The organism is Mesorhizobium sp. PL10 (assembly GCF_053714315.1).
Genome location: NZ_JBSKBR010000004.1, coordinates 139,362 through 163,064, shown reverse-complemented (window position 1 = coordinate 163,064; position 23,703 = coordinate 139,362). Strand labels below are relative to the sequence as shown.

Genomic DNA, 23,703 nt, shown 5'->3' with positions numbered 1-23,703 from the left:
GAAGCCGTCAGATCACGTAGGATCGGAGAGGCTCGAAGCCGTTGAACGCGACCGCCGAATAGGTGGTCGTGTAGGCGCCGGTGCCTTCGATCAGCACCTCGTCGCCGATGGTCAGCGACAAGGGCAGCGGGTACGGCGTCTTTTCGTACATCACGTCGGCCGAATCGCAGGTCGGGCCGGCGAGCACGCAAGGTGCGGTCTCCGAACCGTCGTGACGAGTGACGAGCGGGTAGCGGATCGCCTCGTCCATCGTCTCGGCCAGGCCGCCGAACTTGCCGATGTCGAGGAACACCCAGCGCACATTGTCGTTGTCGGCCTTCTTGGAGATCAGCACGACTTCCGACTTGATGACGCCGGCATTGCCGACCATGCCGCGGCCCGGCTCGATGATGGTCTCCGGAATGGCATTGCCGAAATGCTTGCGCAGCGCCGAGAAGATCGCCTGGCCATAGGCCTGGGCCACCGGCACGTCACGCAGGTAGCGCGTCGGGAAACCGCCGCCCATATTGACCATCTTCAAGACGATGCCTTCGTCGGCGAGCGTGGCGAACACCTTCTTGGCGTCGGCCAGCGCACGGTCCCACGCCGTCAGGTCGGTCTGCTGCGAGCCGACATGGAACGACACGCCATAGGCGTCGAGGCCGAGCGCCTTGGCATGGCGCAGCACGTCGACCGCCATCGCCGGCACGCAACCGAACTTGCGCGACAGCGGCCATTCGGCGCCTTCGCCGTCGGTCAGCACGCGGCAGAACACGCGGGCGCCGGGAGCGACGCGGGCGATCTTGTCGACTTCCTCGACGCAATCGACCGCGAACAGCCGGATGCCGAGCTGGTAGGCGCGTGCAATGTCACGCTCCTTCTTGATGGTGTTGCCGAAGGAGATGCGGTCCGCCGGCGCACCGGCGTCCATCGCCATCTCGACTTCGGCAACGGAAGCGGTGTCGAAGGACGAGCCCATCGCAGCAAGGAGGCGCAGGATCTCCGGCGCCGGGTTTGCTTTCACCGCATAGTAGATCTTGGAATCGGGCAGCGCTTTTTCGAAGGCGCGGAAATTGTCGCGCACGACATCGAGGTCGACGACGAGGCAGGGGCCGGACGGACGTCGGGTGGCGAGGAAGTCAAGGATGCGCTGGGTGGCCATCGGGGTCTCTCCATCGCGCCTTTCGGCGCGCACAAGGGTGCGGACGCGGGCTATCGGCCTCGCGAACACGCGGTCAAACAAAGGCGGGACGTCGAATTCATGGAACCAGCCGGTGGAGACCCCGGAACCATGAAACGCCGTCTCGCGGCGATGAACCTTGGCCTTGCCCGGCCTCGGTTCGCTTTGTCTGCCTTGGCTTGGATGGGAGACCCGTCCGCACTGCCGGCAATGAAGGTGTGCCTCTTTAGTAACCCCGGTCTTTGGACAACCGGAAGAGAACCAGAAAGGCCCGCACCGTCGTTGCTTCAAGGTGTCCTCGGGCTGGCGGTTGGCCGCTAGACCGACTGGAGGGGTTAGCTCCAGTTACCTTACCGATTTCCCTCACCATTCGAGGATCGGCGGACACCCACAGGCACGTGCGACTTTGGGCAAGCGCGATATAAGATCGAAAGATTTCACAATCAATAAAAATCGTATCCCAGGTTGTAAAATTTCTGGCATCGAACAATGCTGCGCGAACTGTATCCGGATATCGAACGATGCCAGGCACGCACGGCCCGCTCAACGCCTTTCTCGATCTGCGTCGCATGCCGGTCGCCAATGCGGAACTGGGTCCCCTGGCCGGGCTCAGGCTGGCCGTGAAAGACATTTACGACGTCGCCGGCTATCGCACCGGTTGCGGCAATCTGGTGAAGTTTAACAAGGCGCAAGCAGCCTCCAGCACGGCACCTGCCGTGCAGATGATTCTCGACGCCGGCGCGCGCTTCATCGGCAAAACGCAAACTGATGAGCTTGCTTTCTCGCTGATGGGCCAGAACGCGCATTTTCCGTTTCCGGTGAACCCGGCGGCGCCCGATCGCGTCACTGGCGGCTCGTCCTCCGGGTCGGCGGCGGCGGTGGCAGGCAAGCTCGCCGACATCGCCACCGGCTCCGACACCGGCGGCTCGATCCGGGCGCCGGCGAGCTTTTGCGGGCTGATCGGACTGCGTACCACGCATGGCCGCATTTCGCTGGACGGCGCGATGAAGCTGGCGCCGAGCTTCGACACGTTCGGCTGGTTCGCCGACGACATCGAAACCTATGAGACGATCGGCAAATTGCTGCTCGGCCGCGATCCGCACCAGCATCCGCTCAACCGGCCGCTGTCCATACGCTGGCTGGACGCCTTCGTCGCCGGTCCGGCCGAGGCCGCCGAGTATGCCAGGATGAGGGCGCTGGCGGCCACTGTCGTCGGCGAGCCAAAGCCAGTGGAGTACGTCTTTGCTTCCTTCCCGGACGAGCTCTACTGGTGCTTTCGCCGCCTGCAGGCCGCCGAAGCCTGGCAGCAACATGGCGCCTGGATCATATCCGGCGAGCGTGATCTCGGACCGGGCGTCGAGGAGCGCTTCGGCTTTGGCCGGACGATCGACGCAAAGACGGCACAGGCCGAGGCGGTGCGCCGCCTGACCTTCCGGTCCGAGCTCGCCGCCCTGCTCGGCCAGGACGGGTTTCTGGTCCTGCCCACGGTTCCAGGCCCCGCCCCTCTGGTCAAAAGCTCGCCTGAGCAACTCCAGGCCTACCGCGAAAGGGCCTTGCATCTTCTGTGCCTTTCGGGTCTTTCAGGCTTTCCACAAATCACACTGCCGCTGGGCTCGGTTGACGGCGCCCCTTTCGGCCTCTCGCTTCTCGGCCCTCCCGGCAGCGACATTGCCCTGATACGGCTCGGCCGGCGGCTTCTCGATACCGCACGAAAGGCCTGATCCATGGACACACTGACCCGCATGCGCGCCTTCATCGACGTCGTCGAGGCCGAGGGTTTTTCGGCCGCCGCGCGCAAGATCGGCCGTTCCAAGGCGCTGCTGTCGAAATATGTGCGCGAACTCGAGGACGAGCTCGGCGCGCTGCTGCTCAACCGCACCACGCGGCAATTCTCGATGACCGAGGCCGGCCATACCTATTACAGTCGCGCTTCGGAAATCGTGCGCGAGGTCGACAGCCTGGCCGACGCCGTGCGCGAATCCTCCGGCGACGTACGCGGCCGGATCAAGCTGTCGGCAGCGCGCACCTTCGCCGATGCGCCGATCGGCCAGTCGCTGATCGACTTCGCCAAGCAGCATCCCGACATCGTGCTCGACATCCAACTCGACGACCGTTTTGTCGATCTGGTCGAGGAGGGGTTCGATCTTGCCGTGCGTATCTCGCGGCTGGAGAACTCATCGCTGATCGCCCGGCGCCTGGGCCCATTTTCGGTTAGGCTGTGCGCATCGCCGGAGCTGATCGCCAAGCACGGCAAGCCGACGCGCCCGCAGGACCTCGCCAACATGCCCTGCATCGTCGACACCAACGGCCGCTCGCTGGCCAACTGGCGCTTCAAGGGCGATGGCGAGGAGTCCATCAGCGTCAATGTGTCGGGCCCGATCGAGGTTAACAGTCCGATGGCCGCGCGTGCCGCCGCCGTGTCCGGCCTGGGCTTCGCCATGCTGCCTGATTTCATCGCCGCTCCCGACCTCGAAACAGGCCACCTGGTTTCTATGCTCGACGACCGCATCCAGTCGGGCAGCGGCATTTTCGCCGTCTATCCGCACCGCCGCTATCTGCCGGCCAAGGTCCGTGTTTTCGTCGATTTCCTGGTGCAATGGTTCAAGAACCGCGAGGGCGCCTGACCCGCTTCAACCATGTCGCGGTCCCAATTTCGCCCGCTTTCTGGTAACCTCTCGAAATCTCTCCGAGGCCGATGGAACAGCGACCGAGAATGCACCTGAAACAGCACGCAATTATGCTGGCTTCGGCCTTGGCGGCGCCTTTTGCCGCCGTCGGGGCGGCTGCGGCACATCCTCACGTCTTCGCCGAGGCCCGCCTCGACGTGATCCTCTCGCCGGATCACCAAAGTGTGAAAGCGCTGCGCCATCTCTGGCGCTTCGACGATTTGTTTTCGAGTACGGTGATGATGGAGTTCGACAAGAACTCCGACCTGAAGCTTGACGACAAGGAGCTGAAGGATGTTGCCGACACCGTCCATGCCTCGCTGGCCGAGTTCAACTATTTCCAGCTTGTCACCGTCGACGGCAAGGACGTGCCGATGACGCCGCCACCGCACCTGATGGCCAATTTCGACAATGACCAGTTGATCATCCTGTTCGAATCCGAACCGAAGGTGCCGATCAAGCTCGCCGGCAAGATCGATTTCGGTGTCTACGATCCGACCTTCTACACGGCGATCGATTTCACCGAGGATTCCAACATCACCGTCGAAGGCCTGCCTTCGAACTGCACCAAAAGCGTCATCCGGCCCGACCCGGACGAGGCGATCAAGGAAAACCAGAAGACCCTGACGGAAGCTTTCTTCAACGATCCGACAGGCACCGACATGAGCAAGATCTTCGCCACCAAGCTCGAACTGAACTGCCCGCCAGAAGGATAGATCCGGTGATGAAACCGTCCCTGCGTTTGGCATTCGGCCTCGTCGCCGCTGCCCTGGTGATGACGCACTTTCTCGGCGTCGCTCACGCCCAGAGTTCGCTCGGCATCGGCGTCAATGACGGCATGGCGCCCACCACCGGACCGTTCGCCCACATGCTGATGTGGATCAATCTGCGCCAGCAGGAATTTTACCGCGCGCTGGCAACGGCGATGAAGGCGATGCGCGAGGACGGCAGCAAGATGTGGCTGCTGATCGGCCTGTCCTTCGCCTACGGCATTTTCCACGCCGCCGGCCCCGGCCACGGCAAGGCGGTGATATCCTCCTACATGGTGGCCAACGAAGTGGCGCTCAGGCGCGGCATCCTGTTGTCCTTCGTCTCGGCGCTGCTGCAGGGCCTGACCGCAATCGTGGTGATGCTGCTTGCCTATTTCGTCCTGCGCGGCACCGCCATTTCGATGACCGACGCGGCCTGGTTCATGGAGATCATGAGCTATGTCTTCGTCACTCTGTTCGGCGCCTGGCTGCTGTGGCGCAAGCTCGGGCCAACGGTCCTGCGCTGGTTCGGTAAGGCGCCCGCGTATAGCCTGTCGGCCGCTCACGCCGGCCATTCGCATGGTCATTCTCACACCGGCCACTCGCATGCCGCCCATAGCCATTCTGCCCATGCTCATTCGCATTCGCTTCACGCTCATCACGATCATGCCGCGCATGATCATTCTCACGACCACAGCGCCCATGATCATGCCGGACACGATCATTCCCACCATGATCATTCCCATCACGGTCATGCGCATCACGACCATGCTCATCATGATCACGCGGCGGGCGAGGTCTGCGATACGTGCGGCCATTCGCATGCGCCCGATCCGGCGCTGCTGTCCGGCGACCGCTTCGACTGGCGCACTGCATGGTCGGCAGTGGCCGCCGTCGGCATCCGCCCCTGCTCCGGCGCGCTGATTGTGCTCAGCTTCGCGCTGCTCAATGGCCTGTGGGTCGGCGGCCTGCTCTCAGTGCTGGCAATGTCGCTCGGCACCGCCATCACCGTCTCGGCGCTGGCGACGATCGCGGTCACAGCCAAGAACTGGGCGGTCTATTTCGCCGGGGACGGCCGCATGGGCAACCGCATCCACACCCTCGTCGAGATCGGCGGCGCCGCCTTCGTCTTCCTGTTCGGACTGCTGTTGCTGTCGGCGAGCCTGACCGGCAGCGTATAATGATTGTGGGTCAGGCCTGACCCACAATCTTCCCATCAAGTTCATCCTCGATATGCGCACGGATGATTTCGTCAAAGCTCTTCTCGGCTCTGAAGCCGAGGTCTCTTGACCGCCTAGCCTCGAAACGCGTCGGCCAGCCCTTGACGATCGCCCAGATGGTCTCGTCCGGCTCTTCGCGGATCAGCTTCACCACCTCGGCTCCGGCAATGCGTTCCAGCGCCTCGATCTGCTCGCCGACGGTGACGGCGACACCGGGCATGGTGAGGTTGCGGCGCGGGCCCACGGCGGCGCCGTCGATCCCGGCGGCATGGATCAGGAAATTCACCGCCGAGCGCGGGCTGGCATGGGTGTGCAGCACCGAACGCGGCACCGGCAGGATCGCCTCCTGGCCGGCGAGCGGCTCGCGGATGATGCCGGAGAAGAAACCGGAGGCCGCCTTGTTCGGCTTGCCGGGCCGCACGCAGATGGTCGGCAGGCGGACGCCGATGCCGTCGAAGAAGCCGCGCCTGGAATAGTCGGCCAGCAACGCCTCGCTCATCTGCTTCTGCGTCCCGTAGGAGGTCAGCGGCGTGGGGTGAAAATCGTCCGGGATGACATCCGGGAACGGCGCGCCGAACACCGCGATCGACGAGGTGAAGACGAGGCGCGGCGCGAAGCCCGCCAGCCGGACCGCGTCGAACAGCGCCCTGGTGCCGTCGAGGTTGACGCGGTAGCCGAGATCGAAATTGGCTTCCGCCTCGCCCGACACGATGCCGGCGAGATGGTACATCACATCGGGTCGTGAGGCGACGAGGCTGTCGGCAGCGCCTGCCTCGGCAAGGTCGCCGGTATGCGTAGCGATGCTCACACCCTCCATCGCCGGCGCTTGCGGCGGCACGATGTCGTGCAGGTCGAGCGCCGTGATCTTGCGGCCGTTGAGCGTGCCGTCCTTGGCCAGCCGGGCGACAAGCTTGCGGCCGACCATGCCGGCCGCGCCAGTAATCAGGATGCGCATTTCAAAGCCTCTTATTTGCCTTTGTTCTGGCTGCGCCCGCGCAGCCAGAACACCAGAAAGAATGCCAGCACGAAGCCGATGCCGACGATGCCTGCAAGTACGGTCGAGACGTTGCCGAGAGCCAGCATCACCGTCGGCAGATAGAACGCCGCGATGCCGAACAGCAGCATGATCCAGGCTGCGGCAATCAGCGCGTTTCGCGTGTCGCGATCCATCACGCCGTCTCGCCGTTGCAGGAGCTCGTCAACCTGGATGCCAATGCCATGAACTTCCCTGTCAGTGATAATGGCCGTGATGCGGTGGCGCACCATGGTCGTGGCCATGATCCTGGTCGTGCTCGTCATGGCTGTCGGCGCACTGGCCGAATTCCGGCTCGACGGTGGCGTGGCTGATGCCGTGTTCGGCGGCGAGCCGCTTCTTGATGGCGCTGACCGCCTGATGCGGATCGACGCCATCGTTGAGGCAGGCATGCAGCGTCGCCATGTTGCTGGAGCCATCCAGCGACCAGACATGCATGTGGTGCACCTCGCGCACCCCCTTGACGGTGCCGGCAATGTCCTTGGCGATCAGGTCGCGGTCGAGGCTTGCCGGCACGCCTTCGAGCAGCACATGGGCGGCTTCGCGCATCAGCGACCAGGCGGTGGACAGGATCAGCACCGAGACAAGCACCGACAGGATCGGATCAATCGGCGTCCAGCCGGTCGCCAGGATGACCACCGCTGCGACGATCGCTGCCGCCGAGCCGAGCAAGTCGCCCAGCACATGCAAGATGGCGCCGCGCATGTTGAGGCTGTCGCGGTCGCCGCCATGCAGCACGAAGAACGACGCGATGTTGACCAGAAGGCCGGCGATCGCCACCACCAGCATCGGCCCGCCAAGCACCGGTGCCGGCGTCATCAGGCGGCCCCAGGCCTCGTAGACGATCCACAGCGCGATGGCGAAGATGGCGATGCCGTTGGTGTAGGCGACCAGCGTCTTGACCCGGCCGAAGCCATAGGTGAGGCGCACCGTCGCCGGTCGTCCGCCCAGATGGAAGGCATACCAGGCAAGGCCGAGCGCGATCGAATCTGCGAGCATGTGGCCGGCGTCAGCCAGCAGCGCCAGCGATCCCGTCAGCAGGCCGCCCAGCACTTCGGCAACCATGAAGCCCGCGGTCAGGCGGGCTGCGATCAGCACGCGTTTCTTGTCGGTCGAGCCATGCACATGACCGGCACCGTGGCTGTGGCCAGCATGCGAACCGTGGTCATGGCTGTGCGCCATCGGAAAAACTCCTGTTACGCCCCGAACTCGGCGCGGAAATCCTCGAGCCGCCGCTTCTGTCGGCCCTCGCCATCGAAATTGGCCGGATCGAGCCATGCCTCATAGGCTTTGCGCAAGGACGGCCATTCCTTGTCGATGATCGAGTACCATGCGGTATCGCGGTTTTCGCCCTTGACCACAAGATGCTGGCGGAAAATCCCCTCGAACTTGAAGCCGAACCGTTCCGCCGCGCGCTTCGAGGGTTCGTTGCGGTTGTTGCATTTCCACTCGTAGCGGCGATAGCCGAGCCCGTCGAAAATGTACTTCATGAACAGGAACTGCGCTTCGGTTGCCGCCGGCTTGCGCGAGATCAGCGGCCCCCAATAGATGTTGCCGATCTCGATGACGCCATAGGCCGGATCGATGCGCATCAGCGTCTGCCGCCCGGCAACCTTGCCGCTGGCCTTGTCGATGACGATGAAGAACAGCGGATCCTCGCTCGCCTCGACCTTGTCCAGCCATGGCTGGAAATCGGCACGGGTTTGCGGCGGATAATCGGGCAGCCAGGCAAAGCGGCCGTCGATGTCGGGCACGGATGACGCTTCGTAGAGGCCGTCGCCATGCTTTTCGGCGCTCAGCGGTTCGAGCCGGACATAGCGACCGTCAATCGGCTTGCGCTCGGGTCGCGGGCGCGCTTGCCAGTCTTTGAGATTTTCCGACACCAACAACTCCAATCCGTTTGACTTTTGCGAGCCGAGGCTCACAAAAACGCAACCCCACAGCAAGAACCACACGGACGGGAAAAATGCTCCACACGATTTCGGCCTTCGACCGTCTCGGCGAGGAAAACGCCTTTGCGGTGCTCGCGAGGGCGACGGCGCTGGCGCAACAGGGCCGCGACATCGTAAATCTCGGCATCGGCCAGCCCGACTTCAAAACCCCGCAGCACATCGTCGAGGCGGCGATCAAGGCGCTGCGTGACGGCCACCATGGCTATACTCCGGCCAACGGCCTTCTGGCGACCCGCGAGGCGGTGGTGCGGCGCACGCTGACCACGACCGGCGTCGAGGTCTCGGCCGAGAATGTGATGATCCTGCCCGGCGGCAAGCCGACCATGTTCGCGGCCATCCTGATGTTCGGCGAACCGGGTGCCGAAATTCTCTATCCCGATCCAGGATTTCCGATCTACCGCTCGATGATCGAATTCACCGGCGCGGCCCCCATTCCGGTGCCGATCCGCGAGGAGAACGGCTTTGCCTTCTCGGCTGAGGAGACGCTGGCGCTGATCACATCGAAGACCAGGCTGCTGATCCTCAACTCGCCGGCCAACCCGACCGGCGGCGTGACCCCGCGCGCCGAGATCGAGAAGCTGGTCAAGGGACTGGAGAAGCACCCGCATGTCGCGGTTCTGTCGGACGAGATCTACGACGTCATGACCTATGACGGTGAGACGCATTTTTCGCTGCTCAATTTCCCCGAAATCCGCGACCGGCTGATCGTGCTCAATGGCTGGTCGAAGACCTGGGCGATGACGGGCTGGCGCATGGGCTGGTCGATCTGGCCGAATGGCGACAAGGGCGCCCACCTCTACGACAAGGTGCGCAAGCTGGCCGTCAATTGCTGGTCCTGTGTCAACGCCCCCAGCCAGTTCGCCGGCGTCGCCGCCATCGATGGGCCGCAGGACGATGTCGACAGGATGATGCGCGCCTTCGACAACCGCAGAAAGATCGTGGTCGAGGGGCTGAACGCCCTGCCCGGCGTCTCCTGCATCACGCCGAAGGGCGCCTTCTATGCCTTTCCCAATGTTTCGAAGACCGGCTGGAAAGCCAAGAAACTTGCCTCGGCGCTGCTCGAGGATGCCGGTGTCGCGCTGATCGGCGGCCCCGATTTCGGCATACTCGGTGAAGGCTATATCAGGCTCTCCTACGCCAATTCCGAGGAGAACATCTTGCGCGCGCTGGAGCGGATCGAGGCATTTTTGAAGAAGAAGTAGGCTGCCGACCGCCCAACACCGCTCATTCAGCGCCCAAGGGTCGACCCCCACTCCGTCTCGGCTTCGCCGAGCCACCTCTCCCCCGATCGACGGGGTAGAGGAAGGGCGCAAATCTGTTAAGGCAGGCTCCCTTCCTCTCCCTCCGGAGGGGGGAGAGGTGGCGCCGCGAAGCGGCGACGGAGTGGGGGAACTACCTGGCAACCGCCGCGAACGGACATAGGAAAGCTTCGCTCACTCAGCGGTTAAGGCTCGAAAAAGGCAGCTTCAGATGCAGCGCTCACCCTGTGCCGGCGAAACTACCCTCTACCGACAAACGGCATCTTCGTCGCCATCACCGTCATGAACAGCACATTGGCGTCGAGCGGCAGGCTGGCCATGTGGACGACGGCGTCGGCGACGCGCTGAACGTCCATCACCGCTTCGGCGGCGATCGAGCCGTTGGCCTGCGGCACGCCGACCGTCATCGCTTGCGCCATGTCGGTCAGCGCGTTGCCGATGTCGATCTGGCCACAGGCGATGTCATAGGGCCGGCCGTCGAGCGCCAGCGTCTTGGTCAGCCCGGTGATGGCATGCTTGGTCGCCGTGTAGGGCACGGAGCCCGGCCGCGGTGCATAGGCCGACACCGAACCGTTGTTGATGATGCGGCCGCCCATCGGCTTCTGTCTGCGCATGGCGCCGAAAGCGGCGCGGGCGCACAGGAACGATCCCGTGAGATTGACGCCGACAATGTCGTTCCAGACCTCGACCGGGATCTCGTCGATCGGCGTCGACTTGTAGCTCATGCCGGCGTTGTTGAAGAGCAGGTCGACGCGCCCGAATGCCGCCGCCACCGTCTCGAACAGATCGTCGACTTCACCAGGCTTGCTGATGTCGCAGGCAACCGCCAATGCCTTGGCGTCGGTCTTGCCGGCTTCGGCGATTGCAGCGTCGAGCACCTGTTTGCGGCGGCCGCAGAACACGGTGTTCCAGCCCGCCTTGAGCAGCGCGGTGGCGACGCTCTTGCCGATGCCGGTGCCGGCGCCGGTGACGATGGCGGTTTTCTCTGTGAGGGCAGTCATGATTTTGCTCCAGCGCACCGCGCATCCCCGGCACAGATCGGGATGCATCCGAATACACCGAGCCATCGCAAATGACGGGGACCATGGCAAGCCGAACACTCGATGATCGGCTGAACAAAAAGGGCGGTCATTGGCGACCGCCCCGATCTGAACCGGGCTTGGGAGGAGGATAAGCCGATCCGACTGTTAGAATCATGCGCTTCCTCGGTAAACGAGACGTTAACGCATTTTTCCGGCCCGGCGGCTCTGCCTCGGCCGCGCGGCCGCGCTGTCTACCAGCGCGGGTTCGGCGCGGTCCCTGCCGGGGCCGGCACCTTGGCCGCCGATACCGTCGCCTCGACATGGTCGACCAGTGCATCCGGCAGGCCAAGCCGGCCGGCGAGCAGGTCGAGATAGCCGCGTTCGGCGCGCGTATCGGGATCGATGGCCAACCGCGACGCCGTATAGAGCTCGAGCCTCTGCTCATCGGTCTTGGCGCCGGCGACCAGCGTGTCGAGGTCGAGCGGGCTGTCCAGCTCGGCCAGCAGGAATTTTTCGGCATCGGAACCGATGCCGGCGAGCTTGAGCTTGCCGGCGATCTTTTCGCGCTCCTCGTCGTCGACATGGCCGTCGGCCTTGGCCGCCGAAATCATCGCCCGCACCAGGGTCAGCGTGAACTCGTCCTCGCCCTGCGGCGCCTGCGAAGGATGAAAGGCGGTGTCGGCGGGCGGCGGCAGCAATTCCGGCCCGCCTGCCCCTGACGTCCCGGCCGCTGGCGCCTGCTCGGGGGCATTGCCAGCCTTGTAGTTCTGGTAGGCCTTGTAAGCGAGACCGCCGATCGCGGCCAACCCGCCGAGCTTGATGGCGGTGCCCGTCACCTGGCGTCCCGTTCCCGTCCCAAGCAACACCGCGGCCAGCGCACCGGCGGCCAGCGGATTGTCCTTGGCCATCTGCACGGCCTGTCCTGCCTTGTCGCGGACGGTGCCGGTGGTGCCGGGGACTTGCGAGCCGAGCAGGTCGTCGAGAAGCTTCTTGGGGTCGAACATGGTGCCTCCAGAAAAGGGCTCGTGCCCAATAGGAACGAGCAGGTTTTGGACGTTGCAGACGTAGGTCCCGCTTGTTGACATTACAATGACGGACGGGCGCTTTGCCAGCGATGCGGCGTTTCGAAACTGGATCGCGATGTGTCGAAATGGGTAGCGGCTTGCGCTAGTGTCACGCCCTTCGTGACGAGGGAGGAGCTTTGCCGTGACCGACGAGACAGAACGCCAGCCGGCGCGGAATCCGCAGGATCTCGAGCGCCTGCTGATTGACCGGCAGTGGGTGGGCGACGTTGACGGCATGGTGGCGCTGTTCGAAGCCGATGCCGTCATCGACACCGGCGAGGCGGAATTGACGCGCGGCCATGACGCCATTCGAGCTTTGTTCGAAGCATTTGCCGCGACCGGTCGCAAATTCCAACGTGGCGAGCAGCGACCGGCGGCCATCAACGGCGCCCTGGCACTGACCTCGACCCGGCTTCCCGACGGCACGGTGACCTCAGAGGTTGCGCGCCGGCAGGCCGATGGCACGTGGCTATGGGTGATCGACCGCTATTCCGTCGCCTGGTGACCCAAGCCAGCTCAGCGATACCGAGCTAGCTTCCGATATGTCCCCTGCCCTGCGCCTGCGCCAGTTCGACCTGGCGCTGACGCTCGGCGTAGCGGGCACGATCCTCTTCCGAGCGGGCCTCGAAGCAATGCGGGCATGACACGCCGGTGGCATAGTGCGGCGACAGCCGGTCCTCGGGCGTCAGCGGATGCCGGCAGGCGCGGCAGAGTTCGGCTTCGCCCTCTGTCAGCCCATGCGAGACCGAGACACGTTCGTCGAACACGAAGCACTCGCCTTGCCACAGGCTGTCTTCGGCCGGCACCTCTTCGAGATATCTGAGAATGCCGCCCTTGAGGTGGAAGACGTCCTCGAAGCCGAGCGACTTCACATAGGCCGTCGCCTTTTCGCAGCGTATGCCGCCGGTGCAGAACATCGCCACCTTGCGGCCATCGAGCGCGTCGCGATGCTTTTCCACCCAGGCCGGGAATTCGCGAAAGCTCGATGTCTGTGGATCGACGGCGCGCTCAAAAGTGCCGATCGACACCTCGTAGGCATTGCGCGTGTCGATCACGATGGTGCCGGGATCCGAGATCAGCGCGTTCCAGTCGGCCGGCTCGACATAGGTGCCTGCGCCCGTCGCCGGATCGAGGTCTTCGACGCCCATGGTGACGATCTCGCGCTTCAACCGCACCTTCATGCGATGGAACGGCATTTCGGCGGCGGTGCTGTATTTGACCTCAAGGCCGACGAGACCCTCGATGGACTCCAGATAAGCGATCAGATCGGCAATATCGGTCTCGCTGCCGGCGACCGTGCCGTTGATGCCTTCCTGCGCCAGAAGCAGCGTGCCCTTGATGCCGCGCCCGCAGCAGAAGGCGGCGAGCGGCGTCCGCAAGGTCCGCAACGTGTCGAAGTCGCCCAACGCTGCAAATTTGTAGAGCGCGGCGACGCGCACAGGTTCATGGTTGGTCATCGCCAAGCCACTAAACCGTGGTCAAAGCGGATTCAAGGCAAAGCCGACAAAGCCTTGTCGGCATTCGCTGAGTGGCTCGTGGGCCGACAGATGTGACAACGCGGCAGGCCGGCTTTCGTGGACTCGGAATCTGCCTTCTGCTAATCGGTTGAAATCATCCCCGGAGAGACAAGCCAATGCCCAGCAAGACCGAAAAGCTCCTGTCGCTGCTCAACGGCCAGCCGGTCATCCCGGTGCTGAAGATCGCCAATGTCGCGGACGCCGTGCCGCTCGCCCGGGCGCTCGCCGCTGGCGGCCTGCCGGCGATCGAGATCACGCTGAGGACCGCCGATGCCCTGGAAGCGATCCGCCGCGTCGCCGGCGAGGTCGAGGGCGCCATAGTCGGCGCCGGCACCATTCTCGATGCCAAGCAGTTCGACGAGGCCGCCGCCGCCGGCTCGAAATTCATCGTCAGCCCCGGGATCACGCGCGAGCTGCTAGCGGCGGCCAAGGACAGCGACGTTCCCTTGCTGCCGGGCGCCATCACGCCGGGCGAAATCATGGCCGCCCGCGAGGCCGGCCTGCGTTTCCTGAAATTCTTTCCGGCCGAACAATCGGGCGGCGTCGCTTCGCTGAAGGCGTTCGCCTCGCCGCTGGCCGATGTGAAATTCTGCCCGACCGGCGGCATCTCGGCCAAGAACGCCGCTGACTATCTCAGCCTGCCCAACGTTGTCTGTGTCGGTGGCTCCTGGGTGGCGCCGGACGAGCTGGTCAAGGCCGGCAAATGGGACGAGATCGAGGCACTCGCACGGGCCGCGAGCAAGCTCGGAAAGTAACCTCCGCTACTTTGCCTTTGCGCAATTCCCAAGGGAAAGCGCCTCCGCGCTTTTCCCGGGAAAACCGTTTCACACTTTTCCTGGAATTGCTCTCGGCACAAAAACCGGCCGGCTTGCGCCGACCGGATCTGCTGCTTCCGAAAATGCCGTCAGTTGCAGACCGTGCCGCCAGGTCGTGACCCACTTGGTTCGGCAGTGCTTCTTGTCGAGAAGTTCAGCCGCGCGTGATCACCCGGGATGGGCGTGGCATAGCTGTCGAGAAGTCTTGGATCTAGAGTTGGTTCCCGCTCATGGGCTCGAACCACGATTCACGCCTTCAAAGGGCGCTGTCCTACCATTAGACGAAGCGGGAATGCACGCTGGTGGTTAGCATTCCGGGACACTGGAAGCCAGTCCCAAGGATGTATCGATTAAGTCGGCGGCCCTGAAAAGCAAAAGCCGCGCAGGTAGCCCGCGCGGTTTCGATATCTGTCCGGTCGAGGCCGTTACTTTGTCTGGAAGCGGGCGACCGAAAGGAATTTTACGGCATTGCCGGTGAAGCGGTTGGCGCCGGCCATCTGGTTGTCCGCCTGGAAGCCTGCGGTATAGACCTCGCTCGGCGGCGTATGCACGATGTTGTAGGCATAGCGCGGCGCAGTCGTCGGGCTGGAAACGGTGGCGATGTTGTCGCCGCTGCTCAGCGCCCAGCGCGCCGCCTGCGGTTCGGCCGCGACGACAACGGCCTTCGGTCCTGGCTTCAGGTCGCGGGCCGAGGCTCTCGCTTCCTTGCGCGTCGTCTTTACACCGGCGCCAATCGCCGAAGCCGGATCGGAACCGGCCGGGCGGGCAGCAATGGCGTCGCGCGGCGATGCGGCATCGACACCTGACGGGTCGTTGAAAGCCGAGCGCGGCTCGAGCGAGGCAACCTGATAGTCGTCGGTAACACCGGCGGCATCGGTGGCGCTGGCCTGTTCGAGAACGGCCTTGACCTCATCCGGACGCTGCGACGGCAGCACCGAGAAGGCATCCGTTGCAGTCTGCTTGTGGGCAGCCGAATCGGCCAGCGCCAGCAGCACGCTCTTGTCCTGCGGCGCAAGCTCAGCCGGCGGCGTAGAGCGGTCGGGACGCCAGGTCGGCAACGGGACGTTGACCGCAACCTGCGCCGGAGCGGCAGCTCCCTGGTCGGCGCCGCTCACATCGGCCATGCCGAACGGCACATTGGCCGGCGCCTGCGCTGTTACCACCGTCTGTTCGGTGGTGGCATCTGCCATGCCGAACGGCACCGTCTCAGGCTGCTGCGCACCGACATCGGCTTTCGGCCGCGGTGCAAAATCGGGCAGCGGAACTTCCTTGGCCGGCAGCGCCGCGATGATCGTCTCCGGCGTATCCTGCTGCGGCTCCGAATCGTCCGCGCTGTCGTCGGCAAGCTGCGGAATATTGGCGCGCTTGGCATTCTGCGGCGACACGATCGCGATGCCGGGCAGGTTGCTGTCGTTGTTGTTGTTGCTCCTGGCAGCCAGGACCGGCTTCACGCTTCTCGGCGACGGCGCGGCGGTCGCGACATCGGCGCTGTCGTCGGCTTCGTCTTCGCCGCCACCGCCAAAGAAAGCGGACAGGAAGCCACCGGATTTCTTGGTGCTGCCGCCGGCGCTGGCCATCATGATGGCCGGGGAACCGGCGCCCTTGCGCGCCTTGTAGGCTGCCATCGCCTGCTCATAGCCCGGCAGCGGCTTGCCGTCGCTGGGCACATGCAGCGTCTTGCCATTGGGAAACAGGCTGACCAGTTCCTGGCGGCTGATGCCGGGCCAATGGCGCACATTGCCGACATCCATGTGGACGAAGGGCGAACCGGACGACGGATAATAGCCGACGCCGCCGCCCTGCATCTTGAGGCCGATGTTGCGCAGCTTCTTCAGCGGCACGCCCGGAATGTAGAAGTCCATCGCCTTGCCCAGCATATGCTGGCTTTCCTTGGCGACGCCTCGGCTGCGGCTGCGCAGCATCGAGTTGGTCGCCGGCGAGCGATAGCCGCAGACGACCTGGATGTAGTCGGTGGCGCCGGCCTGCCGGTAGGCTTCCCACACCAGGTCGAGCAGGCGCGGATCCATCTTCGTCGGTTCGTTGCGACGCCAGTCGCGCAGGATGATGTTGATCTTCCTGAGGCCTTCCGGATCGTAGCGACCATTGCGCTTGTAGACGATCTCGGCCTTTTCGTGCGTGTGCAGGTGATAGAGCTTGAGCGAGCGCGTTTCGGCGCTGGCGCCGGCAGCAGTTGCGGCAAGGAAACCGAACGCAACAATCACCGCTGCCAGCCATCTCGGCCAGACGCCAATGTGATAGTGCCGCCCGTTTCTGTGTCGTTCGACTTTGTTCAAATCAAAAGGCCTTGCAGGCTGCCGTTTGTCCCCGGATTTGTCCAAACGGATGCATGGTTCTCACATCCGAATATCGATCCTAATGGTTAATCATCGCTTATTGAAGCCGAAATGCGGTAACACCGTGGCGATATCCCGTCAAAAATAATACACAGGATTTCTTGGTAAACTGCTGGTTTAGATCAAGATTCAGCCTTTTACCGCTACACGATCTGTTACCATTGGCCTTAATGCGTGAACAGCGCTGTTCGCACCAGCCATATTCCCGCCCCAACCCCTTATGCAGTGCGGAATATTGGCTGGCAAGCTGGTCCCGGCCTTACGCCGGCAAGCTGTGGAATACTGTTTTCAGGAGGCAAGGCGGTCGAGGCGGCCGGTTTCCGGGTCGATGCCGTACTCCTTGAGCTTGCGGTAGAGCGTCGAGCGGCCGATGCCGAGACGCCGGGCAACCTCGCTCATCTGGCCGTTATAGTGGTCGATGGCCAGCTTGATCATTTCGAGCTCGACATCGGCCAGCGCGCGCACATTGCCGCGCTCGTCCAGCGCCCTCAGCGTGCCGAAACGCGGCTGCAACCTGGCGGGAGGGTCTAGCTCGGCAGCGACAGGTCCGACGTCATCAGTCAGCGCGCTATCGCCATGCGGTTCGCTCCACGCCATGCCGGGGTCCGACAGGGACGCGTCTGCATCGAGGTTGATCGTGCCATCGACCTGCGCCCGGATCTGCGGGAATTCGTCCAGCGTCAGCACATCGCCTTCGGCAAGCACCGAAGCCCGGAACACGGCGTTTTCCAGCTGCCTGATGTTTCCCGGCCAGTCATAAGCCTGCAGCATGGCCAGTGCGGCGTCCGAAATGCCGTGCAGGCGATTGCCCGCAGGCGCCACCTTGTCCATGAAATGCTTGACCAGATAGGGGATGTCGTCGCGCCGGTCGCGCAGCGGCGGCACGACGATCGGGTAGACGTTGAGCCTGTAGAACAGATCCTCACGGAACTTGCCGTCCTTGACCTGTTGCAGAAGGTTGCGGTGCGTGGCCGAGATCAGCCTGATATCGACCCTCACCGTGGCACGGCCGCCAACCGGATCGACCTCGCCGTCCTGTACGGCGCGCAAAAGCTTCACCTGTACGTCGAGCGGCAGGTCGCCGATTTCATCCAGGAACAGAGTGCCCGAATGCGCCTCGACGAACTTGCCGGTGTGTTTGTCGGTGGCGCCGGTGAACGAGCCCTTCTCGTGGCCGAACAGGATCGATTCGACCAGATTGTCGGGAATGGCGCCGCAATTGACGGTGACGAAGGGTTTTGAGCGACGATCCCCGGTGCCCTGGATGGCGCGCGCCACCAGTTCCTTGCCGACGCCCGATTCGCCCTCGATCAGGATCGGGATGTTGGAGGCCGCCGCCTTCTGGCCAAGGCGGATAACCCGGTCCATCGCAGGACTGTGCGTGATCATGTCCTTGAAGGTCAGGTGGCCGCCGCGCCGCCGCGACGTGCGCTTGACCTCATCCTCGACCGCCTCGACCTTGAGCGCGTTGCCGATCGCGGTCTGCAGCCGGTCGGGAGATGACGGCTTGACGACGAAATCGAAAGCGCCATGGCGCATGGCCGAAACCACCGTCTCGATGCCGCCCTGCGCGGTCTGCACGATGACGGGAACAGTGATGCCGCGCTCGCGCATCGCCTTCAGCACGCCGATGCCGTCAAGGCCGGGCATGCCAAGGTCGAGGATGACCGCCGACACATCCCGCGCATTGGGTCCGTCGAGGGCCGCCAGGCCGGCCTCGCCGCCATCCGCGACGATGGCGCTGTGGCCGAATTTCGTCACCGCCGCCTCGAGCAACCTGCGCTGCACGGGATCGTCATCGACTATGAGAATGGAACCTGTCATGACTGATTTGAGTTGTCCGCCCGGGAAATTCCCATGGATCATCCTGGCACAGGGTTCTAAACAAGGTTTCAAAAAACCCGGTGAATGAATTCCTTAGGATTTGATCGGCTTATCCTTCCCCTTGATCCCAGAAGGTAATTGTTGATGCGCAGGATTCTCGGTCGGCAGCTTGCGGCGGCAGCGTCCGGTCAGGGCGCGGCGGAGCTCGGCGACCTGCCGGAATGGAACCTCGCCGATCTCTATTCCGGCATGGAGGCGCCTGAACTGAAGCGCGACATCGCCAAGGCGGCCGCCGACGCCGTCGCCTTCGAGAACCGCTGGAAGGGCACGCTAGCCGCGGAGGCTGGGCGCGGCAGCGCCGGCAAGCTGGGTGAGGCGCTGGCAGCCTATGAGGCGCTGGAGGAACTGATCGGCCGCATCGTCTCCTATGCCGGTCTGGTCTATGCCGGCAACACCGCCGATCCGCAGCGCGCCAAGCTCTATGGCGACATCCAGGAGAAGATGACCGACGCCAGCGCGCATCTTCTGTTCTTCGCGCTGGAACTGAACCTGATCGACGACAAGGCGCTGGAAGCAGCCCTCGCCGCCGATGCCAGCTTTGCCCACTACCGGCCCTGGGTGCTCGATCTGCGCATGGACAAGCCATACCAGCTCGAGGACCGAGTCGAGCAGCTTTTCCATGAAAAGTCGATCACCGGGCGCGGCGCCTGGAACCGGCTGTTCGACGAGACGATGACCGATCTGCGCTTCGACATAGACGGCGAGGAGCTGACGCTGGAGCCGGCGCTGAACCGCCTGCAGGACGCCGATGGCGAGGTCCGCCGCCGTGCCGCCGAGGCGCTGGCCACCACCTTCCGCAAAAGCCTGCGCACCTTCACCCTGATCACCAACACGCTGGCCAAGGACAAGGAGATTTCCGACCGCTGGCGCGGCTTCGAGGACATCGCCGATTCACGCCATCTCGCCAACCGGGTCGAGCGCAGCGTGGTCGATGCGCTGGCGTCGGCCGTACGCGAGGCCTATCCGCGCCTGTCGCACCGCTACTATGCGATGAAGGCGCGCTGGCTCGGCATGGATGTGATGAACCACTGGGACCGCAACGCGCCCTTGCCCGAGACCCCGCAGGCGGTGATCCGCTGGGACGACGCCAGGCACACGGTGCTGTCGGCCTATCAGCGCTTTTCCCCTGATATGGCGGAGATCGCTCGTGTTTTCTTCGATCGCAACTGGATCGACGCGCCGGTGCGGCCCGGCAAGTCGCCCGGCGCCTTCGCCCATCCGACCGTGCCTTCGGCGCACCCTTATGTGCTGCTCAACTACATGGGCAAGCCGCGCGATGTGATGACGCTGGCGCATGAGCTCGGCCACGGCGTGCACCAGGTGCTGGCCGGCGGCCAGGGCGCGCTGATGGCTTCGACGCCGCTGACTTTGGCCGAGACGGCCTCCGTCTTCGGCGAGATGCTGACCTTCCGTTCGCTGCTGGACCAGACCACCGACAAGCGCGAACGCAAGGCCATGCTCGCCCAGAAGGTCGAGGACATGATCAACACGGTCGTGCGCCAGATCGCTTTTTACGAGTTCGAGCGCAAGGTGCATGCCGAGCGCAAGAACGGCGAACTGACCTCCGACAAGCTCGGCCAGTTCTGGCTCGAGGTACAGGCCGAAAGCCTGGGGCCGGCGATCAAGCTGCGCGAGGGTTACGAGGTCTTCTGGACCTACATCCCGCACTTCATCCACTCGCCCTTTTACGTCTACGCCTATGCCTTCGGCGACTGCCTGGTGAACTCGCTCTACGCGGTCTACCAGAATGCCGAGCACGGCTTTCAAGACAAGTATTTCGAGATGCTGCGCGCCGGCGGCACCAAGCATCACTCCGAGCTCCTCGCTCCCTTCGGCCTCGATGCCACCGACCCCGCCTTCTGGCAGATCGGCCTTGGCGTGATCGGCGGCCTGATCGACGAGTTGGAAGCGCTCGACAGTTGATGCTAGGGAGCCGTTGGACCAGTAGCGCGGAGCGAAAGGTTCGGCGGCGGTCTCGACTTTGCGAAATCGCAGAACAGTTTAGCCGGAATGCATGTGACGGCAGCTCTGTTCTTGTTCTAAATATCTGTTCTTGAAGAACTCTCCGGCGAAATTTTCCGTTAGCTTTCCGGAATCCGTATGATAGCCTTTCCGACTGAAGCTCAGCCGGGCGCGCGGCTCAGGCCGGACAGCATCCCGGCCCTTGACAGCGGTCTGGCGGATGCGACAGCGACGGTTGGCAATGGGCGGGAAGCCGAACGCCGGCAGTCGGACAGACCGGCTGTTCCCTGAACCGCCGAACCATCATTGGATGATCCGATCCGCCAAGGTCATGACTTTAGGCGGCGGCGGACGGATCCGACTGGAGAGAGACCATGACCTTCTTCTACATTGTCCTGGCGTTCCTTGTAGGTGTGTTGGTTGGCTGGTTTATCTGGGGCCGGCTGCGCGGTGAGCTTGACAGCCTGCGCGGCGACCTCGACCGCACCCGCAGCGAGCGCGACAGGCTGCGCGCCGATGCCGATCGCCTGACCGGCGAACTCGACGCCTGCGGCAAGACCCGCGCCGATCTCGAGCGCCGGCTGCGTGAAACGTCTACTCCATCGGCCAAGCCTTCCAGCGCGGCGCCGGCTGCGATGTTGTCGACACCGGCAACGGCCAAGTCCGCCCCGGCCGCGAAGCCGGCAGCGCCCGCCAAAACTGCCGCGGCCAAACCTGCCGCCAAGCCAGCTGCGGCCAAATCCGCGGCCGCCAAACCGGCTGCCAGCAAACCCGCGGCTGCCAAGGCGAGCGCCGCTCCGAAGCCTGCCGCTTCAAAGCCCGCCGCAGCCCCCAAGAAGGCCGCCCCGGCAGCTGCGAAGGCCGACAATCTGCGCCGCCTGATCGGCATCGGCCCGGTCAACGACAAGCTGCTCAAGGGCCTTGGCGTCACGACCTACGCCCAGATCGCCGCCTGGACGGCGGCCGACGTCAAGCGCATCGAGGACACGCTGAATTTCGACGGCCGCATCGCACGCGAAAAGTGGATCGAGCAGGCCAAGCTGCTTGCCGCCGGCGACGAGACGGAATTCGCGCGCCAATTCCCGACCGCCGGGACCGCCAACAACACCTGATCTGATCATCGGCAATAGGGCCGACAGGGCGGCGCCCTCGGGGCGCCGCTTTTGTTTTCGCAAGCGCCGCCGTCTTTGCGCCCTGCGACGCCGCTCCCTCGATTGCACGCCGCCCGCCCCCCATATAGAGCGGTTCTGGCGTCATCGACCGCAGCTCCGAGCCCCATGCCCCTGCCCTCTGCCATTTTCCGCAACGACGAAAGCGGCCGTCAGCTGGTCTTCGACCACCCAGCCGACATCATCGTCGCCTATAATGCCAAGGATTTCCTGCCGGCACTGGCGGCGGCGCAAGCGGCATCAGACGCCGGCAAATGGCTGGCGGGCTATTTCTCCTACGAAGCCGGCTACCTGCTCGAGCCGAAGCTGGTGCCGCTGCTGCCCGAGGGCCGGCGCGCGCCGCTGGTCTGCCTCGGCGTTTTCGACCCCCCGGTTGAACAGGCGGTGCCACACAACAATGCGCCGGCCAGCAACGGCCCGATCTTCGACGCCAGAGCCGTCTGGTCGGAGCGGGACTACGCCAAACGCTTCGCGCGCCTTCACGACCACATCCGCAAGGGCGATTGCTACCAGGGCAACCTGACCTTTCCGATCCATGCGCAGTGGTCCGGCGATCCCCTCGCCGCTTTCGATGCGCTGACCGGGCGCCAGCCGGTGAAATACGGCGCGCTGATTTCGCTCAGTGATCCCATCGTTCTGTCGCGCTCGCCCGAACTGTTCTTCGAGATCGACACTGAAGGCATGATCGAAACCCATCCGATGAAGGGCACCGCACCGCGTGGCGCCACCAAGGCCGAGGATGCGCGGCTGAAGATGTTCCTGCGCAATGACGAAAAGAACCAGGCCGAGAACCGGATGATCGTCGATCTCCTGCGCAACGACATTTCGCTGATCAGCGAGGTCGGCTCGCTGGAGGTCCCGGAACTGTTCCGCATCGAGAGCTACCCGACCGTCCACCAGATGGTGAGCCGCGTCAGGGCAAAGCTGTTGCCTGATCTCGGCATCCGCCAGATCTTCGCCGCCCTGTTTCCCTGCGGCTCGATCACAGGTGCGCCAAAGATCCGTGCCATGGAAATCCTGCACGATCTGGAAGCCACGCCGCGTGACGTCTATTGTGGCGCCATCGGCTGGATCGCGCCCGGCGGCACCATGCGCTTTTCGGTAGCGATCCGCACCATCTCGCTCTTTTCCAGCGGCGAGGCCGTCTACAATGTCGGCGGCGGCGTCGTCTTCGATTCGACGGCCGAGGAGGAGTATCAAGAGTGTCTGCTGAAGGCGCGCTTCGCGACGGGAACACCGCCGACTTCGAGCTGATCGAGACCATGCGCTGGGAGCCGGGCCAAGGCTTCCTGCGCTTCGACCGTCACCTCGCGCGCCTTTACGGCTCGGCGGAAGAACTGGGCTTTGCCTGCGATCCGCAACGGATTGGCGATGTTCTGGCGAACACCGTGGGCCGTCAGCAGACGGCATTGCGCACCCGTCTTGTCCTGCAGCGCAATGGCGAGACGACCGCCTCGGCTCAGCTCTACGAGCCACTCGCCGCCGACAAGGTCTGGCGGCTGCAGCTGGCGCGGGTGCGACTGTCGTCCAGCGATACGCTGCTGCGCCACAAGACCAGCCGGCGGCAGGGCTACACCCATGCCCGTGCCGAATACCTTCCTACTCGCGCCGACGAGGTGCTCTTGGCCAATGAGCGCGGCGAAATCTGTGAAGGCACCATCACCAACATCTTCGCGGATTTCGGCAATGGCGTGCTGATGACACCCCGGCTCGACTGCGGCTTGCTGCCTGGCGTATTGCGCGCCGAGCTGCTGGACGAAGGCCGTGCCCAGGAAGCGATCTACAGCTTTGATGATTTGAAATCCGCCAAGACGCTGTTCGTCGGCAATTCTCTGCGCGGCTTGATCCCGGCAACATTGGCCTGATACGAAGCGGCTG

Annotated in this window: 21 protein-coding genes and 1 tRNA gene; 11 read left to right on the top strand and 11 right to left on the bottom strand. The window is 64.0% G+C overall.

What is annotated here, in order from left to right; translation table 11 throughout:
- Positions 1–7 precede the first annotated feature (7 nt).
- Positions 8–1,141, bottom strand: coding sequence for an ornithine/lysine decarboxylase (odc2, locus tag ACWGTO_RS09125; RefSeq protein ID WP_454574531.1), 1,134 nt, complete (start codon positions 1,139–1,141; stop codon positions 8–10).
- A 539-nt stretch (positions 1,142–1,680) separates the two neighbouring features.
- Here odc2 and ACWGTO_RS09120 point away from each other — a divergent pair.
- From ACWGTO_RS09120 to ACWGTO_RS09105, 4 genes are all read left to right on the top strand, one after another.
- Positions 1,681–2,880: an amidase gene (locus ACWGTO_RS09120; protein ID WP_454574530.1), complete on the top strand. Its 1,200-nt coding sequence runs from the start codon at positions 1,681–1,683 to the stop codon at positions 2,878–2,880.
- A 3-nt stretch (positions 2,881–2,883) separates the two neighbouring features.
- Positions 2,884–3,783 (top strand): LysR family transcriptional regulator, encoded by a 900-nt coding sequence (locus ACWGTO_RS09115; protein ID WP_454574529.1) that lies wholly within the window; start codon positions 2,884–2,886, stop codon positions 3,781–3,783.
- 89 nt (positions 3,784–3,872) lie between these two features.
- Positions 3,873–4,541 (top strand): DUF1007 family protein, encoded by a 669-nt coding sequence (locus ACWGTO_RS09110; protein WP_454574528.1) that lies wholly within the window; start codon positions 3,873–3,875, stop codon positions 4,539–4,541.
- An 8-nt stretch (positions 4,542–4,549) separates the two neighbouring features.
- Positions 4,550–5,755, top strand: coding sequence for a nickel/cobalt transporter (locus ACWGTO_RS09105; RefSeq protein ID WP_454574679.1), 1,206 nt, complete (start codon positions 4,550–4,552; stop codon positions 5,753–5,755).
- A 10-nt stretch (positions 5,756–5,765) separates the two neighbouring features.
- On the opposite strand, the gene denD is transcribed toward ACWGTO_RS09105, so the two are convergent.
- Genes denD through ACWGTO_RS09085 form a run of 4 tightly spaced genes read right to left on the bottom strand, consistent with a single transcriptional unit; the run spans position 5,766 to position 8,710 of the window.
- Positions 5,766–6,749, bottom strand: a complete 984-nt coding sequence (gene denD, locus ACWGTO_RS09100) for a D-erythronate dehydrogenase (protein ID WP_454574527.1) — start codon at positions 6,747–6,749, stop codon at positions 5,766–5,768.
- Positions 6,750–6,760: 11 nt separating this feature from the next.
- Positions 6,761–6,967, bottom strand: coding sequence for a hypothetical protein (locus ACWGTO_RS09095; protein ID WP_454574678.1), 207 nt, complete (start codon positions 6,965–6,967; stop codon positions 6,761–6,763).
- A gap of 58 nt (positions 6,968–7,025) precedes the next feature.
- Complete coding sequence (locus tag ACWGTO_RS09090; RefSeq protein WP_454574526.1) at positions 7,026–8,009, bottom strand: cation diffusion facilitator family transporter; 984 nt, start codon at positions 8,007–8,009, stop codon at positions 7,026–7,028.
- 14 nt (positions 8,010–8,023) lie between these two features.
- Positions 8,024–8,710 (bottom strand): GNAT family N-acetyltransferase, encoded by a 687-nt coding sequence (locus tag ACWGTO_RS09085; RefSeq protein ID WP_454574525.1) that lies wholly within the window; start codon positions 8,708–8,710, stop codon positions 8,024–8,026.
- A gap of 83 nt (positions 8,711–8,793) precedes the next feature.
- On the opposite strand from ACWGTO_RS09085, the gene ACWGTO_RS09080 reads away from it, so the two are divergent.
- The gene (locus ACWGTO_RS09080) at positions 8,794–9,981 is read left to right on the top strand and encodes a pyridoxal phosphate-dependent aminotransferase (protein WP_454574524.1); all 1,188 of its coding nucleotides are present in this window, start codon (positions 8,794–8,796) and stop codon (positions 9,979–9,981) included.
- A gap of 296 nt (positions 9,982–10,277) precedes the next feature.
- Here the strand turns inward: ACWGTO_RS09080 and ACWGTO_RS09075 are convergent, their stop codons facing one another.
- On the bottom strand, positions 10,278–11,039 hold the full coding sequence (locus tag ACWGTO_RS09075; protein ID WP_454574523.1) for an SDR family oxidoreductase: 762 nt from the start codon (positions 11,037–11,039) through the stop codon (positions 10,278–10,280).
- Positions 11,040–11,311: 272 nt separating this feature from the next.
- Positions 11,312–12,064: a tellurite resistance TerB family protein gene (locus ACWGTO_RS09070; RefSeq protein ID WP_142866002.1), complete on the bottom strand. Its 753-nt coding sequence runs from the start codon at positions 12,062–12,064 to the stop codon at positions 11,312–11,314.
- Between the two features lie 202 nt (positions 12,065–12,266).
- Between ACWGTO_RS09070 and ACWGTO_RS09065 the strand changes: the two genes are divergently transcribed.
- Positions 12,267–12,629: a YybH family protein gene (locus tag ACWGTO_RS09065; RefSeq protein ID WP_454574522.1), complete on the top strand. Its 363-nt coding sequence runs from the start codon at positions 12,267–12,269 to the stop codon at positions 12,627–12,629.
- A gap of 25 nt (positions 12,630–12,654) precedes the next feature.
- Here ACWGTO_RS09065 and trhO read toward each other — a convergent pair whose 3' ends face one another.
- Entirely contained in the window at positions 12,655–13,581 is a 927-nt protein-coding gene (gene trhO, locus ACWGTO_RS09060; RefSeq protein ID WP_454574521.1) for an oxygen-dependent tRNA uridine(34) hydroxylase TrhO, read from the bottom strand.
- Between the two features lie 176 nt (positions 13,582–13,757).
- On the opposite strand from trhO, the gene ACWGTO_RS09055 reads away from it, so the two are divergent.
- On the top strand, positions 13,758–14,396 hold the full coding sequence (locus ACWGTO_RS09055) for a 2-dehydro-3-deoxy-phosphogluconate aldolase (protein ID WP_454574520.1): 639 nt from the start codon (positions 13,758–13,760) through the stop codon (positions 14,394–14,396).
- Between the two features lie 278 nt (positions 14,397–14,674).
- Here the strand turns inward: ACWGTO_RS09055 and ACWGTO_RS09050 are convergent.
- The 3 genes from ACWGTO_RS09050 to ACWGTO_RS09040 form a co-directional block, all read right to left on the bottom strand.
- A tRNA-Gln gene (locus ACWGTO_RS09050) sits at positions 14,675–14,748 on the bottom strand.
- Positions 14,749–14,881: 133 nt separating this feature from the next.
- Positions 14,882–16,708, bottom strand: coding sequence for a DUF882 domain-containing protein (locus ACWGTO_RS09045; protein ID WP_454574677.1), 1,827 nt, complete (start codon positions 16,706–16,708; stop codon positions 14,882–14,884).
- 390 nt (positions 16,709–17,098) lie between these two features.
- Positions 17,099–18,634, bottom strand: coding sequence for a sigma-54-dependent transcriptional regulator (locus tag ACWGTO_RS09040; protein WP_454574519.1), 1,536 nt, complete (start codon positions 18,632–18,634; stop codon positions 17,099–17,101).
- A gap of 144 nt (positions 18,635–18,778) precedes the next feature.
- Between ACWGTO_RS09040 and ACWGTO_RS09035 the strand changes: the two genes are divergently transcribed.
- From ACWGTO_RS09035 to ACWGTO_RS09020, 4 genes are all read left to right on the top strand, one after another.
- The gene (locus ACWGTO_RS09035; RefSeq protein ID WP_454574518.1) at positions 18,779–20,617 is read left to right on the top strand and encodes a M3 family oligoendopeptidase; all 1,839 of its coding nucleotides are present in this window, start codon (positions 18,779–18,781) and stop codon (positions 20,615–20,617) included.
- Positions 20,618–21,030: 413 nt separating this feature from the next.
- The gene (locus ACWGTO_RS09030; RefSeq protein ID WP_454574517.1) at positions 21,031–21,768 is read left to right on the top strand and encodes a proton-conducting membrane transporter; all 738 of its coding nucleotides are present in this window, start codon (positions 21,031–21,033) and stop codon (positions 21,766–21,768) included.
- A 165-nt stretch (positions 21,769–21,933) separates the two neighbouring features.
- Positions 21,934–23,079, top strand: a complete 1,146-nt coding sequence (locus tag ACWGTO_RS09025; RefSeq protein WP_454574516.1) for an aminodeoxychorismate synthase component I — start codon at positions 21,934–21,936, stop codon at positions 23,077–23,079.
- On the top strand, positions 23,028–23,690 hold the full coding sequence (locus ACWGTO_RS09020; RefSeq protein WP_454574515.1) for an aminotransferase class IV family protein: 663 nt from the start codon (positions 23,028–23,030) through the stop codon (positions 23,688–23,690). The genes ACWGTO_RS09025 and ACWGTO_RS09020 overlap by 52 nt, the downstream gene beginning before the upstream one ends.
- Positions 23,691–23,703 lie beyond the last annotated feature (13 nt).